We start from the raw sequence: 15765 nt of genomic DNA, 5'->3' as shown, positions 1-15765 counted from the left end.
CCCCTGGGACGCCGACCGCCTACCACGGGTTCTGACGGCGCGCCCCGTCCCAGCCTAATCACCACAAGCCCCGCCCCGGCAGGCCCGTCTGCCCCTCCACAGCAACGCCGAACTTCGAAAAGCAGGCTAAACGGGACACAGTTGCTGGAGTAATGTTGACAAACCGGGCGCTACGCGCGGTTTCGATGGCAGGTCCGTCAGTCCATCCGACGTGGCGTACCCAACAGACCGGTCTCCGCGTCCGTGGGCTGCGTCATCACATACTGCCGATCGCGGTTGGTGCACCACAGGGTGAGGCCGTCGGAGAGCCCAGGCAGGGAGTCCATTTCGGCCCGGGTGAGCGCCATCGTGCGGCCCAGTTCCTTGGCCTCGTCGGGCGACACCCTCTGAACTCCGACCAGCCGCGCCTGCCGCACGAGCCGCGGAGCGACCGGGCTGACGTACGGCAACAGGGTCAGAACCGACTGCCAGGGCCCCGAGACGACGCGACCGCGAGGTGGCCGCATCCCGCAGTCCCGTACCACCAGCACCGGCGTACCGGCCGAGGCACCCAGCGGCGGCACCCGCCCGACGTCGTACACGGCCATCCCGTTCTGACCGCCCCCCATCGCGTGCACCATCGGCATCCAGGCCTGCGCCCGCGCCGTCTCCACGGCGACCCGCGTCCCCGTTGCCGCCGCCCTGAGCGCGATGACCTGCACGGTCCACAACCCGCCGATGAGCACGACGTCGTACGGCAGCGGCCGGTTGAGGCCGAGCACCGCGGGCCGGTTCTCCGCGTCCACGCCGATGACGACGCCGTCGTCGGCGACGGGAAGAGCGAGGGCGTCCAGTTGGTCGGCGTCCACGGAGTGCCGAGGATGTCTCGGGCCGATCAACCCGAAGCCGCGGCGCAGCAGTTCACGCGCCCGCTCGGGGGCAGAGGTCTGCCAAGGCTCACCCCGTCCGGTGACCGCCGCTCGTCCTGCGCGCGGGGTCGTCGCCGTCATCGGGCACCTCCGAGGGGCAGAGTGGCGAGCATGCCGGGGACCTGTTCCCGATCGAGTCGGGTGAGCCCCATGCCCGTGTGACGGGCCGCTGCCTGCACCGCGCGCCGGGCGGCGACGAGTTCGTCGTCGCTGCGCCCGGTCACCCGCAGGTGCCCGCAGACGGACACCTTCTTCCGCTCCCCCCGCCTGAGCGTGAGGCTGAAGGTGGTGGCGAGGGTGGGGACGGCCGTGACCAGAGCGACGAGCTGCGGCAGCGACGGCGCCCCCTCCCCACCCAGGGCGGGCCATCGATGGATCCAGTACGTGGTATGTCTGCGGTTGTCACAGCGCCAGTTCCGGCCCGACTCCTCCGTCCGCCGCTCCCGCGTGTCCGTGCGCCCGGCCTCCGCCGTCACGAGCGGGTTGGCACAGGCCGACGTGGCGATGGCGGAGATCAACTGCTCCTCGTCGAGGAGGGTCGCTCGGAATCCGGATCCGGTGAGTCGGCTCGCGAGATGATCGGCGGCCCGCACGACGCACTTCTGCGCTCCGACCAGGCCGCCCCCGCGCGCGGCCACCGCTTCCGCGCACAGTTCCGGATCGAGCTTCAACGCGATCCATGTGATGCGTACGGCCGGCGCACCCGTCTGCTCCTGCAGGGGCGCGTAGTTGGCGACGGCCACGGACTGCCGGGGCAGGTGGATCGCGGGCGCGGGCTGGGTGTGGAGCACGACCTGCGCCGACTCAAGCCGGATACCGTCCACCTCCAGGGCGTCGTACACCAGAGAGAGCGGCAACGGCTGCTTGTTCCGCTCGGCCCGCAGCGCGGTGGCGTCGGCCTCGACATGCAGGACCGCGGTGACGAACGTGCCGTCCCCGACGATTCCGACGGGTCGGCGGTCCCGGCCGCTGTACGTGTACGTCCGCAGACTCGGGTCGCACTCCACGGCCGGCGCCAGCCCCGGCTCCGTGCCCTCCGGTATCGGCGTACTCGAGGCCCGCCGCTGCCTTGCACGCAACGCCTGAGCCGTGGCCAGCCACTCGGGCAGGGAACGCCCGCGGCGACGGAGGAAGGAGAGCAGCACCAGACAGCCGGCGAGGACGGCCGCAGGCACCACGGCCACGGGATCGATCACCCATCCGACGAGCAGGATGGCGGCCGCGACCTCGAACAGGACGAGGCGTTGCAACCGGAACGCCCCGACCTGACCCGAACGCACCTTGGAGTGGAGCGCCCCCGGCGAGGCCGGTTGCCGCGCCGGCCCCTGCCCGGACGCCGAAGCACCCCGCGTCCGCGATCGGTCGCGGGACCGGGCGCGTGTTCCGGAAACCATCACTCCATCCCCCCGTTCTGCTGACGACTCGGTGGTGTCTCAGCACCGCACCAAGCCTGTGAAGGCCCGGGCACCCTACCCGCAACACAAGTCCCCGCGGATACCAGGCATAGTAGGGGGCCGCTCTGACACCGGGGCGGTCGGCATGACACACCAGGCGAGCGCGGCACATCTGAACACGGGGAGAGACAAGCAGAGATGGCATCTCGGCGCGACCAGCTCAATGCCTACACCTTCGCGAAGCGGCGCATGCTCGCGGCCTTCCTGCAGTCGTCGACCGACGGTTCGGAGGAGGGGGCACCTCGTCCGCTGCGCGCGGTTGTCCCCGGCGCCATCGTGGGTGTGGTCGTCATGGCCGTCTTCGGGGCCTGGGGCATGTTCAAGCCCACCGCACCCAAGGGCTGGGACGAGCCCAACGCCAAGGTGATCGTCGCCAGCGACTCGACCACGCGCTACGTCGTCCTGAAGACGGGCAAACAGGTCCAGCTGCACCCGGTCCTCAACATGGCCTCCGCGAAGCTGCTCCTCAACGAAGGCCAGGGCGATGTGGTGACCGTCGCCGAGTCCGTCCTCGACAACGGCAAGATCCCCCATGGAGCCACCATCGGCATCCCCTACGCGCCCGACCGTCTCCCCTCGGCGTCCGAGGCCGGCGGCGAGAAGCGCTGGGCTGTCTGCGAACGCCCCAGCGCGGGAGGCGAGTCCATCCAGAAGGCCGCCCTGGTCCTCGCCTCCCGCGACCTGAAGGCGACCGAGGGCAAGGGCGAGAAACTGACGGGCGGGCAACTGCTCTACGTCGTCGCCCCGGACGGGAACCACTACGTGGTGGACGCGAGCGGACGCTCTTACCCCATCGACAAGAGCAACGAACTGCTGCTGCGCGCCGTCGTCGGCTCCGGACGCAAGCCGCAGAAGGTCTCCCGTGAGTGGCTGGGGACCCTGCACACCGGCGACCCGATCTCCTTCCCGAAGATCCCCGGCCAGATCGGTGTCGCGGCCGACGCCCCAGGCCAACTGGACGACAAGACCGACAAGGTCGGCATGGTCCTCAAGGCATCCGACCTCAACAGCGACCAGTACTACGTGGTGTTGCCCGGCCGGGTCGCCCCCGTCTCGGCCTTCGTCGCCCAACTCCTGCTCTTCAGCGAGGACCTGGCCTCCCTCGGCCAGGCCGGTGCGGCCAAGGACATGAGCCCGGGCGCGATCGTCCCCGGCAAGCCGTTCGGCACCGAGCACCGCTGGCCCACCGAGGACCCCCAGCCCGTCAACGATGCCTCCGGCACCGCGGGAAGCCGCGGCACCGTCTGCAACGTCCTGCGCGGCGTCGACGCCGGCTCGGGGGCCACGACCCTGAGCACCTGGGCCGGTACTGATTTCCCGGCCAAGCTCCCCACCGGCTCCTCCAGCGCCTACGTCACGCCCGGCTCCGGCCAGCTCTACCGCCAGTTCCAGGGCAGGCAGACCAAGGCCGGCCCCGTCTTCCTCGTCACCGACACGGGCCTGCGCTACGTCCTGCAGTCCAACGCCGACAGCGGCGCGGACGACGCCGGCATCGGAACGACGGCCAAGGACCGCCGACAGGCCCAGCAGGAGGCCCAACAGGCCCAGACCCGGCTCGGCTACAAGGACGTGGACCCCGCGCCGATCCCCGTCGCCTGGTCGGAGTTCCTGCCCACCGGCCCACGCCTGTCGACGACGGCGGCACGCCAGCCGCAGGGTTCCTGAGAGGGCCGGACATGCCACACATGCCCTCCCTCCTCCGGGCGGCGACCACAGTGGTGGCCGCGACCGTGCTCACGACCGTCCCCGCCGTCCTCGCGCCCTCCGCGGCGGCGGCCGACCTGCCGTACTCGGACCAGTGCGCGTTCCCCAACGGCAAGTACCCGGGCCGCCCCTGGTCCCTGCAGCGCGTCCTCCTGGACGAGCTGTGGAGCCAGTCCACGGGCAAGGGCATGCGGGTGGCGGTGATCGACACCGGCGTCGACGTGACGAATCCCCAGCTCACCGACGCCGTCGACGTGAAGAGCGGCCGCAACTTCCTGCCCGAGAACCTCAAGGACGACGACGGCAACCCGATCGAGCGGGGCAAGGAGAACGGCACCACGGACACGGTCGGCCACGGCACCAAGGTCGCCGGCATCATCGCGGCCCGGCCCGCCAAGGGCACCGGCTTCGTCGGCCTGGCCCCCGAGGCGACGATCATCCCGATCCAGCAGAACGACGCAGAGGGCAACGGCGACGTCGGCACCCTGACCGACGCGATCCGCTACGCCGTCCAGGCCGGGGCCGACGTCATCAACATCTCCCAGGACACCACGAAACCGATGAAGTCGACGTCCGATCTGGCTCTGGCGATCAACCAGGCCCTGGCCCGGAAGATCGTAGTCGTGGCCTCGGCGGGCAACGACGGCCTCGGCGGCAACGTCAAGGAGACCTACCCGGCTTCCTACGAGGGCGTCCTCGCCGTCGCCGCCTCGGACCGCAACAACGAGCGCGCCGCCTTCTCCCAGTCCGGCGAGTTCGTCGGCGTCGCGGCCCCCGGCGTCGACATGATCTCCACCGTCCCCAAGGGCGGCCACTGTTCCGACAACGGTACGAGCTTCTCGGCGCCGTACGTCGCCGGCCTCGCCGCGCTGATCAAGGCGAAACACCCCGACTGGACGGCCCGGCAGGTCGTCGCCCAGATCGAACAGACCGCGGAGCGCACCACCGCCGGCCACGACCGTCTGGTCGGCTGGGGAGTGGTCGACCCGGTACGAGCCCTGACGCAGGACGAACACCCCATAGAGTCTCCCAACCCCGAAGCAGGCCTGGGCACACCCGAAGCCCCCACCGCGGCCAAGTTCCAGACCGGCGAAACCGCCGAGGAGCGCAACGCCCGCCTCGCGACCTACGTGACCGTGGGCGCGGTGGTCCTCGTCGCGGGGATGGGCGGCACGGCGGTGGCGCTCCGGGACGCGCGGCGCAGGCAGAAGCGACGGGCGGAGGGCGGAACATGGACGCGCTGACCGAACTGAATGTCCTCGGCCTCATCCTGTCCGCCGTGCTGCTGGCCATGGCCTGCGTCAAGGCGGACCGGGTCCGGGCCTGGCGCGCCGGCATCAACCCGTCGGCCGAGGAACTGTCCGACGCCTCCTTCATCGCTGCTCGCGTCACGTTCGTCGCACTGGCCGGCGTCGGCATCTACCTGTGTGTGCAGGGCTTCAACGTCTCCGACGACACGGCATGGGACGACGCCGAGTTGACGACCGCGGTGCAGGGCGCCACGGACGCCTTGGACGGCAGCTCCGCTCTCGGCGACATCTATGCCGAGGACGACGACACCGGCTGGATCGACGAATACGCGACAAGGATCGAGCAGGAGGTCGTCGAGCACGGCGGCGGCGACGCCCCGCAATACGGCGTGAACGCGACACCCGCCGCCCCGAACACCGCTTCCGAGGCGCGCTATATGGTCACAGGCGCCGACTCGGCCTTCTGCATGCAGGTCACACGCACCCGGTCGAAGGACGGGGACTATGAGCCGCCGGGCATCGCGGGTGGTCAGGGGACGGTGACGGTCCCTTCGTATGACTTCGCGGTGACCACGCACGAGGGGGGATGCTGACGTCGCGGCTCGGCCGGGACTGATCCCTCGGGCAACTCACTTACCACGAAGTTCAGTTGGTTGCACCTCACACGTTGACTACAGTGGTGATCGAGTGTGCCGATCGATTGATCACCTGTGCACTGCTCACTGACTTGCAAACGGGGAACGGGGAGGGAAGGCATGCTGCCTGCGGAGGGGTTCAAAGTCGGCTTGGAGGCGCTGGGGACCTTCAAGAAGCGTGTCGATGCCGTGCTTTCCACGTTCGAGGGCTCACCCGGCAGCGCTCAGAAGATCGCGGCGCACGCCCTCTCCGAGGCCTCGTTCAGCGGCTTGGGCGGCTTCGCCGAGGCCAAGGGCCTCCACAGCCAGTACGAACGCGTCCACGAACGTCTCACCGCACTCTCCAAGAACCTGGGCCTTCAGATCGAGGCGATGCAGATCGCCGTCATGGGCGCGGGCGGCAACTTCAGCAACATCGACGAGGAGGAGCGGCGGCGGTTCTGGGAGATCAGAACGGAAATCGGCCGTCAGCACGAGGAAGCAGAGCGGGAGAGGGCAGCGGCGGAGGCGGAGAAGCGGGGCGAGTCCGCGCCGAAGAGCAACGACGAGCGGACGGTCACCTACTGATGAGCGACGAACAGAGGCCACCTCAGGAACCGCATCAGGCGGAAAAGGAGCAGGCCGCGGCGCAGATCGGCACCATCGACATGGTGAGCGGTGCGACGGGGGTGGCCCAACTCCTCCCCTTCGGCTGGAAGGTCCCCCGTGTCTTCGGCAAGACGAACTTCGAGGGCCACGCCCTGAACGCCATGGTCGACATGGTCGAGTCCGCAAAACCAGAGGACTTGGAACTTGCGGGCACTGCCCTGTTGAACGCCCAGACCGCCATCGAAGACGCGGCCGAGGAACTCGAGGGTCACATCACCCGGGTCGACTGGGAGGGCGAGTCGGGCGAGGCCTTCCGTAAGTGGGGCGCCAATCTCGTCACCCATGCCCGCAAACTCGCCGCCTTCGCCGACGCCGCCGGCACCCAGATGACGGCAGCGGCCACGGGCCTCGCCTCCGTCCGCAGCGCCATGCCGCCGCGCGACACCCGAGAGGACCCCAAGGCGGTCGCGGACATTCCGACGCCCAAGCAAACCGAAAGCAACGCGGAGTACGCGGCTGCGGTCAAGGCCGAGAAGGACCGCCAAGAGGCGATCAACCAGATGAACCGGTTGGCGTCCTTCTACGCGGTGTCGGAAGAGATCATGGCGGGGCAGGAGCCGCCTACGTTCGAGCCTATGCCGGATGTGGGGGTGCCCAAGCCGGATCCGAGCTACGGGGATCTCAGAATCGAGGGAAGGCAAGGCGCTGGGGGGCTGGGGTCCGCGCACCAGCCCCTGGTGGCCGCGCATGACTCTTCGAGTTCGTCGACTGGGCCCGCGCGATCCGGAGACCCTACGCCGCCGCTCAAGCAAGTGGACGCCCCGACCATTTCCTCGGATGCGAACATCGGCACGAAGATCGACAGCGTGGGCATCCTGCCGTCGCAGGAAACCACGAGGCCGTCGCCCCATGTGGCGCCGACGATGACTGGTCCGAGTGGCGGCAACGGTGGGACTGCCTCTCCGTTTCCCTCCGGTGCGGTTCCTCCCGCCCTCAGCAGGCAGCAGGCAGCCCGCGCCTCAGCCTTCGGCGGAGCGAACGGCAACAGGGCCCCGATCTCGGCGCAAGGCCGTACGGGCACTTCGAACGGCACTGTCGGCGGTCGCGGCACCACCGGCCCGATGGGGCACGCCACCGCCACGGGGCAGTCAGGTGCTCGAGGTGGCAGCGCAGGTGGCAGCGCTTCCCCGATGGGCCGCGGCGTCTCCGGCGGAATGCCACGCACCGTCGGTGGACCGGCGAGCGACCGCGCGGCAGGTTCGAGTTCCACGGGTGCGGCGCGCGGTAACGGAGTTGTCGGCGGAAGGCCAGCCGGAGGTCCTCAAGGGGTGACCGGTTCCAAGATCCCGCGCGGTACGGTCGTCGGCGCCGGCGGCAACACCGGCTCCCGTGCTCCCGTCGGCCAGATCGGGCAGCGCGGAGTGATCGGCGCGCCGAACTCCACCCCTGGCGCTCGTCCAGGCCAGAGTGCCCGCCCTGCCGCAGGCAATCCCGACGGCGTTGTCGGTACCCCCAAGGGGCAAGCCCCGGCAGCGAGGAGCGGTGGGCCGACCGGAGGCGCAGGCGCCCCGCGCGGCCGGTCGGGGAATCGACGAAACAGGGACCGCAAAGACCGTGAGGGTGTGACTCAGCCGGACTCCCCACGACGCAACACGCCACCAGTGACTGACTGATAACAGCGAGGATCTCAGAGGCATGACGAGGACCAGCCCACGTGGCGGACTGACTGCGTTCTTCACAGGACGTGCCGGAGGACGGGTGTCCACCGCATGCGCGGCACTCGGTGCTTTCGCAATCATGTCCTCGGGGATGGCTCCGAGTGCGGTCGCCGCAGACATTCAGTCGAAGCAGTGGTACTTGGACGCGATGCGCGCCGAAGACATGTGGAAGATCAGCACAGGCAAAGGAGTCAAAGTTGCCGTGCTGGACACCGGCGTGCACCCGGACACGCCTTCCCTGAAGGATCAGGTACTCGCAGATGAAGTGCCGAAGCGGGTCTCGTACAAGGCCACCGAAGACTACAACGGCCACGGCACCAGCATGGCGGAGTTGATTGCCGGTACCGGCGCCGGAGGTGGGCTTCAGGGCTTGGCCCCCGGCGCCAGAATCGTCCCGTATCGAGTGCTCTCCGAAGGCTTGAGCAGCACGGTCAAGAAAGAAACACCTGCTGTCGCCGATGCGATCAAGGCTGCGGCTGACAGTGATGCTCACATCATCAGCATGTCCATCGGCACTGACATCATCGACCCAGATGTGGAGAAGGCCGTCAAATACGCCCACTCCAAGGGAAAGCTGATGTTCGCCGCTACCGGAAACGATGCTGAATCCAAGAACTTCATCGGCTATCCAGCCGCCTATCCTTACGTAGTGGGGGTGGCCGCCGCAGACGACAAGGGGAAAGTGGGCGGCTTCTCGGAGTTCGGCAACTATGTCGATCTGTCAGCTCCAGGTCTCAACGTTCCCTATTGGTGCGACGCAACATTCCGCTCATATTGCGATGAGGGGGATGGGACGAGCATGGCAACCGCCATCGCCTCAGCGTCAGCCGCCCTCATCTGGTCCGCCCACCCAGACTGGACGGCCAACCAGGTGCTCCGCACCATGATCGATACGGCTGGCCGCACATGGGCGAAGGGCGAGCGGAGCAACTACCTCGGCTACGGCGCCGTCCGCCCCCGCAAGGTGCTGGAGAACAGCGACATCAATCCGGGGCCGGCCGCCACGGACCCCCTCAGCTTCGAGAACGGAACCGGCGTCACGGGCGCCACCGCCGCACCCTCCGCTTCCGCACCAACCTCGTCACAGGCCCCCAAGAACACTTCTGGCGGCCAGACTTCGGCGGCAGGATCGACCTCGGAGGCGTCCGACAACACCACGATGTGGGTCGCGCTCGGCGCCGCGGGGGCGGCCTTGGTGATCGGGGGCGGTGCCTTCGCGGTGATCCGCTCGCGGCGAAAGGCATGACGACTCACCGCGGGTCAACCGGTCACACGCGACCTCTCCGGCGCGATGACGCGCTCGGAAACGAACCACAGCTCTTACGAAGGGGAGTGCCCACATGGTCGACCGCAAGCTTAATGAGAGCGACGTACAGAGGCTTCAGACCGAGGTTGTGGATCGATACGACAACATCAGGGGATCGCTCGCGAAGCTGCAGGGCACGATCGACATGATCGAGAAGGCCTGGAGGGGACAGGGCGCCCAGGCCTTCAACACGAAGCAGACGGAAATCAACCAGCACATGGTCGCGATCGGCAAGATGCTCGACGACTTCCTCGAGGGCATCAACCTGAACAAGACCGACAAGCGCAACCTCGAGGACCAGATCGAGGCCGACCTCAAGCAGATCTCCGTAGACGACCTCGGTGGAAAGACTTCGGCGCTCAACAGCTACTGAGGCACGCGGACGAGCCACCGGGCGGCAGTGAGCCGCACCGTCTTCCGGGCCGCGCAGCCCGGCTGAAATCTGCACAGAAACGAGGGAAAAATGTCCGGAGCACACTACGACGAACTCGCCGTCACGTACGGCACGATGGATGCGCTCGCCACCGAGCTCGGCAATCAGGCAAAGAAGCTCGAGGAGGACCTCGAGGCCCTGAAGCAGGCCGTGCTCAACGTGTCCGCGGGCTGGGGCGGCGAGGCGTACGAGGAGTTCCAGAAGAAGACCAAGCAGTGGGACTCACACGCACGGGGCATCCACCAGGCGCTGGTCAACATCTCACAGCGAGTCCACACCGCCGGCGGTGACTACCGAGGCGGCGACCTGAAGGGCGCCAGCTACTTCCAGTAGGAGCGCACAGTCTCCAAAACCAGGGTGGGCACGCACGGGAGGTGCCCACCCTGGATTGCTTTGATCAGCCGGGCTTCTCTCTGGTGAGCGGAGAGACGTTCACTGTTGTGTTCAGCGCAGCCTCATCCTGCTCCGGATAAGTGTGAAGCAGTGATGTGGGTTGACCTTCGACTGCTTGAGCCGTCCACTCAGTTGGTAAGTTGCGGCGGGTGTGAGAAGGCTCCACGATCAGTCGATATCGGGACTGGCTCGTCAGCGTAAATCAATGGAGGGTGCGGGGAATGGCCTGGGACGAGTGGGAGCAGCTCAAGGCCGACGTGGCTGAGAGCGGATCGACAGGCACGCAACTCAACCAGCTCGCTGCGGATGGTGGCGGAGGAGGCGGGAGTGCTGGTGATCTGGTGGTCAACCAGGATGACCTCGGCGCCGTCGGCCACGACGCGTTCACTCTCTACGAGGACCTTCGCACCGGGACGGACATCGCCGGCGCGAGCATCAACAAGGACGGGGCCGGATCGACGATGCAGGCCGCCGCCTCCCTGAAAGCGCATGGCTTCGCGATGGGCAGCGCCCTGGAACTGACGGTCGATGTCTGGACATCCCAGTCCAAGGCAGTGCTCCAGGCATGCGCCCACATCTCCAATCACCTCGACTTCAGCAAGAAGCTGCACGCAGAGGACGACGCCAAGATTGCGGCTGTACTGCGCAGCCGAGACGGCATGGCTGAGTCAGTGTCAGAGCTCAGCAAGTACTTCAAGTAGGAGCAGCCAGGTGGCCGTCAAGTATATGGATCTGGTTGAGGTGGACCTGGGCAAGCTGGCCACCGCCGTCTCAGACTGGAAGAGTGCCGTCGACAAGCTCAAGACCGCAGCGCAGTTCGCGCGCAGGGGAATGAAGGCCAAATCGGAAAAGGCCCGGTGGGCTGGTGCGAACGCCACAGTGACACGCGGCTTCGTCACCAAAACCACGAAAGAGATCGCTGACCTCCACACCGAGGCGAACAGTATTCATCAGGTCCTGAACGACGCCCACAGAGAACTTGCCTCCCTTCAAAAGCAGATCAGGGTCGCAGTCCAGGCTGATGCCCCAACCCTCGGGGTCCGCGTCGAGGACATCGGTGACGGTAAGGTTCGCTGCTACTTCAAGCACGTCCGGGGCGACACCGACGAGCGCACCCAGGACCAGCTCGATGCCAAGCAAGAGTTGGAGAGTCGCATCAACCGGCTCATCGCTCATGCCACAGAGATCGATGCGTCAGTGGCCCGCGCGCTCCGCAAGAGTCACGGCAGCGATCCGCACAACGCCGGGCACAGCTCGTACACATCCCTGGACGACGCTCAGTCTGAGCGGGCGGCGGAGCTCGCGAAGATTGGTCCGAAGATGACTGACAAGCAGTTCACCGAATTGAACTCCATCATGAGGTGGAACGCGAAGGACGCAGACTTCAGCACGGCGTTCTACAAGTCTCTTGGGGGACCCAAAGAGACGTTGGACTTCTACGGTCGTATGGCTCTCGAAGGTACGCAGGGAGACGACAATAGAGAGCGGTTGACCCTGACCAGGCAGCTTCAGCGCAACATGGGCAACGCACTCGCCACAGCGACTGACCCGGACAATGAGCCGCACCTTTCAGCGAGTTGGGGAGAAGAATTCAGAAAGCTGGGAACCCAGCCAATTGAGATCTACCCGGGGGCCCCTAACTCGCCCTATGGATACCAAATCCTCGGGGGGCTACTGCGATACGGGAACTACGATGCAGAGTTCATCAACCCCATCGCGGAGCACGTTGTTCAACTGCATCACAAAGATCCCGACTTCTTCATGAGGAACAAGCCGGTGACGGGCGGGGCCGACCTCGACTGGGGATATAATCCGTCAGGAAAGAATGGCGCCGGCTATGACCCGCTTACGAGCGTACTTGAAGGACTCGGACACAGCCCGGAGGCCGCGAAGCGGTTCTTCACCGACGAGCCGACCGTTTACAAGGAGGATGGCACGGTCTACAAGAACGGCACAATTGGTTACGACTACTTCGACGTCCTGAACGGCAAGGACTTTGAGTGGGCTCCTGACAGCCTCGTACATCCTGGCAGTGACGAAGCGCAGCACGCACGGTCAATGGGTCCCGACGCCCTCGGGCACGCGTTGGAGGCGGCGGTCACAGGCGACGCTTGGGACGCGGACCCACCGGAGCTACATCGGGACAGCGATACGGCCGAGATTATGAAGCAGGTCATCAACCGTTACAACGTCGCCTCTGAGGAAGGGCAGCCACCTGAGGTAATGAAGGACAGCCTCGCGAAGATGGGCGCGTCATACATCGACGACCTCAACTATTCGATCATGAACTTCGGCGGCTCGGGCGACGCGCTGGGACGAGACGCCCTCTTCGAGAACAGCAGCGACGGATCGACGCGAACGTCCTTCGACGAGCAGAAGGCGCGCAACTTCATGATGCTGGTGGCCGGCGACGAGGACGGATATAAGTCATTGACTTCGGCTCAGCAGCTCTTTATGGCAAGTGGTCTCGTGGCGTTTGAGAACGACGAGGATCGTGGCGTTGCGTTTGCCCAAAATGCTGCGAAAGTGCATGGAATCCTCGATGAATCGCGGTCTCATGGGATTCGCGAGGAATTTAAGGATCCGGAAGAGGCTCAGCAGATGCTGCAAGAGCAGAACGGAGAATGGCGCAAGTCGCTCGTCAGCGGAGGAGCCACGGTAGCAGCGACGGCTGGTGCCGCGATACTGCTGGGCCCGGCAGCGGGAGTCGTTGCCGCTACCGCGGTTCCGTTGGTCATGGAGTCCGCCGGGTCCGCTGTCAGTACCGCATATGGCAACCACACGTTGGAGTACCTGAAGGACCACGAGTACACGAACGACCCTCAGGCACTTCAAGCCGTGCAGGACGTGGAGAAGATCGGCGAGCGGGCAGCCACTCAGCCCGTTCTCAGATTCGCCCAAACTACCGGCATGAATAATAGCCAGGCCACCGATCTCATCAATGAGATTGAACAGTCCTACTTGGCTGGGAAGACGGCTATCTCGAACAATGAGAAGGTGGCTTCATGAAAGCCCTGAACCGGTTTTCCTGGTGTGGAACCATGGTGTTGCTGGCATTGTCGACAGGTTGCTCGAATGGGCAGTCCCTAAGCGAAAAGTACCCCACTCAGTGGAAGACCTGTAACGCTCTTTTCGGAGCCAAGAACATGGAGTCTTTGCAGTCTGTCCTTGATTCCAGCGATCTCAAGTTCTCCAACAGTGCTCTTTCTGTTGACCAGCTCAAGAAGGGTCTGACGCAGGAAGCAATCGACCCTTATGATGAACTCAGGGGATTCAAGGAATACGAGACCTGTGGACTATCGGGCAATGGCCGCTTTACTGCGATGGCAAGGTGGGCGGCAGATTCCCTGAAGTCTGTGCAGACCAACACCGAACGCTGGCAACGCGCAACCGCGGATGTCTACGTTGCTGACCCCTCCGGTGTGGGCGGGGACATCGACCTCGTATTCCGTTGTGCCATCAAGGGCGCAGGCAGGCAAGCCCAAGTGCTTCTCGAAGCCAGAGTCAGCGCGCCGGATTCCCCGCGAGTCTCGGCGGCATTCCACCAGCAGCTGGCCGTGAAATTGGCTCGCACTCTGCGGGATGAGCTGTCCTGCACCAATAAGCCGGACATCCCACATGGCTTGGAGGTTGATGGGTGAGTAGGCCTGTTCTGCTGGCAAACCGTTGCGGCCATTGGTCGAAGTGAAGCCAGCATAGTTAATTGAGTGAGTCGTGGGTGGTATCCTGCTCCAAGGTGGATGATCTGCACGATCCACAAACTAGCAGATACTCTGCAGAGGTGATTTCTCTGCGATCGCTCTGATATATTCAGAGCAGCGAAAGACAAATACTGCCCGGAAATAACCAGAAGAACGGTTCCGGGTGGGTGATCCGATGGGCAGCAGAGCTCACCCCTGCGCTGGCGGCACTATCACCGGAATAGAAGGCCTGCCCTCTCCGCTGAGACACGATGACCCAAGTCCTGCAGGCATTGGCCGCGAGTGAACCCCCACTCAGCATCGAATTCCCTTGCGGGAATCGCCGGGCCAGGAGGATCCTATCCGTGCCCAAATTATTGACTCGCTGACAGGCCGGGCGATGAACGACAAGGCGGTTTCGATGACGACGGCCACCGAATTCAGCTTCCCAAACGCTAGTGGGATTTCGGTATAGGGGTGCCGGGACTGTGTGCACTTCTTGCACCGCATAAACGCCGCCAGCCTGTCTAATCAGCGCGGTAGTTTCAGGTCTGTGCAGCCGTGGCGTGCGGCTGAGCGCTCGGCGAACGCGCGCAGTGCCTTTACTAGGAAGGCCTTCCGTGGATCGGCGTATTCCGTTGCGTAGATGCTGAAGATCGCCCGTGCGGAACCCGGGCAAGCAGCGGTCCCCCACGCCATGTCAAGCCTGAGTCCGGTATCTGCATTCATTGTTCCCAGCTCATCGGTCTCCGACCGCAATCGCTGGGCGTAGGGGCCGAACGCAGCTTCCAGCTTGTACAGGCTCTCGGAATTTGCCCCAAATTCGCCGAATATGCACATCTCCAGTGGAGTGGTGCCTGATGCCTTGCTTTCCTTGATCCAGTCTATGTACAGGCTCTCGTGCCCAGTTATGTGGATTCCCTTGCAGGTGCCCGTGGCGGAGGACGGGTATTTTTCCGTCGTCGGCCCGGATACCGAAGGGATCCGTCCACCGAACTTTGTCTTACATGACCAGTGGACGGATGCATTTCGCGCGGTGGCGACTGCGAGTTCCCCCACCTCGCGGGCTTCGCGCGGATTTTCATGTGATTCATCCCCGGCGATGGATACGACGACGGATGCGGGCCTGTTCTTGCAAGGTAGCACAACACCGGTATTGCGTAGATCGGTATAGCCTTGCCAGCCGCCATCGAGGGGATTGGGAGGGGTATCCGAGGCACTCGAATGCAAGGTGTCGAGCATCTCAAATTCGTCCTGCCTGGAATTGATGGCGTCGTCAGCGATCAGGCCGATAGTCATCGCATGTCGGAAACTCGGCAGGAGTAGAACCTGCTGTCGCCGAAACGCTGGTGCTCGTCGCGAGCCAGGCCGCTCTCAGTGTTGAGGCCGGTGAAGGCGGGAGACTCTTCGTACGGGATCAAGCCTTCGCAATACGTCGCCAGCTTCTCCTTGTAGCGCCACCCCTTTCCGGTGTCACTCATCTGGTACCAGATGAGTGACACCGACCAGAATAAGCGCCAGGGGCATAACGCCAAACAGAGTTGCCCGACGTATGAGAATGGACATTGACTTTCTCACCAGCGATCATCAACCATCAAAACAACCCCTCCGGACTCAACCCCACCTGCACCAACGGCCTCCCCCTCCGCCGAGACACGAAGATCCCCCGCCCCGCAGGCATGGGCCGCGCCCGCAC

Annotated in this window: 14 protein-coding genes; 11 read left to right on the top strand and 3 right to left on the bottom strand. The window is 65.2% G+C overall.

Annotated elements, in window-relative coordinates:
- Positions 1-197 precede the first annotated feature (197 nt).
- On the bottom strand, positions 198-989 hold the full coding sequence (locus K4G64_RS19670) for a hypothetical protein (protein ID WP_221757331.1): 792 nt from the start codon (positions 987-989) through the stop codon (positions 198-200).
- Positions 986-2302: a type VII secretion protein EccE gene (gene eccE / locus K4G64_RS19665; protein WP_221757330.1), complete on the bottom strand. Its 1317-nt coding sequence runs from the start codon at positions 2300-2302 to the stop codon at positions 986-988. Before eccE ends, K4G64_RS19670 begins: the two co-directional genes overlap by 4 nt.
- 198 nt (positions 2303-2500) lie before the next feature.
- On the opposite strand from eccE, the gene eccB reads away from it, so the two are divergent.
- The 11 genes from eccB to K4G64_RS19610 all read left to right on the top strand — a co-directional run bounded on the left by eccB (position 2501) and on the right by K4G64_RS19610 (position 14030).
- On the top strand, positions 2501-4027 hold the full coding sequence (gene eccB / locus K4G64_RS19660; protein ID WP_221757329.1) for a type VII secretion protein EccB: 1527 nt from the start codon (positions 2501-2503) through the stop codon (positions 4025-4027).
- A gap of 20 nt (positions 4028-4047) precedes the next feature.
- Entirely contained in the window at positions 4048-5310 is a 1263-nt protein-coding gene (mycP, locus tag K4G64_RS19655) for a type VII secretion-associated serine protease mycosin (protein WP_374206429.1), read from the top strand.
- On the top strand, positions 5298-5909 hold the full coding sequence (locus tag K4G64_RS19650; protein WP_221757327.1) for a hypothetical protein: 612 nt from the start codon (positions 5298-5300) through the stop codon (positions 5907-5909). The genes mycP and K4G64_RS19650 overlap by 13 nt, the downstream gene beginning before the upstream one ends.
- 162 nt (positions 5910-6071) lie before the next feature.
- Positions 6072-6518, top strand: coding sequence for a hypothetical protein (locus K4G64_RS19645; RefSeq protein ID WP_221757326.1), 447 nt, complete (start codon positions 6072-6074; stop codon positions 6516-6518).
- Positions 6518-8212: a hypothetical protein gene (locus K4G64_RS19640; protein WP_221757325.1), complete on the top strand. Its 1695-nt coding sequence runs from the start codon at positions 6518-6520 to the stop codon at positions 8210-8212. Before K4G64_RS19645 ends, K4G64_RS19640 begins: the two co-directional genes overlap by 1 nt.
- A gap of 124 nt (positions 8213-8336) precedes the next feature.
- Entirely contained in the window at positions 8337-9503 is a 1167-nt protein-coding gene (locus tag K4G64_RS19635) for a S8 family serine peptidase (protein WP_308122426.1), read from the top strand.
- 94 nt (positions 9504-9597) lie between these two features.
- The gene (locus tag K4G64_RS19630; protein ID WP_221757324.1) at positions 9598-9936 is read left to right on the top strand and encodes a WXG100 family type VII secretion target; all 339 of its coding nucleotides are present in this window, start codon (positions 9598-9600) and stop codon (positions 9934-9936) included.
- Positions 9937-10026: 90 nt separating this feature from the next.
- Entirely contained in the window at positions 10027-10329 is a 303-nt protein-coding gene (locus K4G64_RS19625) for a WXG100 family type VII secretion target (RefSeq protein ID WP_221757323.1), read from the top strand.
- Between the two features lie 281 nt (positions 10330-10610).
- Positions 10611-11090 (top strand): hypothetical protein, encoded by a 480-nt coding sequence (locus tag K4G64_RS19620; protein ID WP_221757322.1) that lies wholly within the window; start codon positions 10611-10613, stop codon positions 11088-11090.
- Between the two features lie 10 nt (positions 11091-11100).
- Positions 11101-13398 (top strand): hypothetical protein, encoded by a 2298-nt coding sequence (locus K4G64_RS19615; RefSeq protein ID WP_221757321.1) that lies wholly within the window; start codon positions 11101-11103, stop codon positions 13396-13398.
- Positions 13395-14030, top strand: a complete 636-nt coding sequence (locus K4G64_RS19610; protein WP_221757320.1) for a hypothetical protein — start codon at positions 13395-13397, stop codon at positions 14028-14030. The genes K4G64_RS19615 and K4G64_RS19610 overlap by 4 nt, the downstream gene beginning before the upstream one ends.
- A 570-nt stretch (positions 14031-14600) precedes the next feature.
- Here the strand turns inward: K4G64_RS19610 and K4G64_RS19605 are convergent.
- The gene (locus K4G64_RS19605) at positions 14601-15368 is read right to left on the bottom strand and encodes a hypothetical protein (protein ID WP_221757319.1); all 768 of its coding nucleotides are present in this window, start codon (positions 15366-15368) and stop codon (positions 14601-14603) included.
- Positions 15369-15765 lie beyond the last annotated feature (397 nt).

It is taken from the genome of Streptomyces sp. WAC04114 (genome assembly GCF_019733245.1).
In the GTDB taxonomy this organism is placed as follows: Bacteria; Actinomycetota; Actinomycetes; order Streptomycetales; family Streptomycetaceae; genus Streptomyces; species Streptomyces massasporeus_A.
The sequence above is the reverse complement of the archived record's forward strand: the minus strand, read 5'-3'. Positions and strand labels throughout refer to the sequence as shown.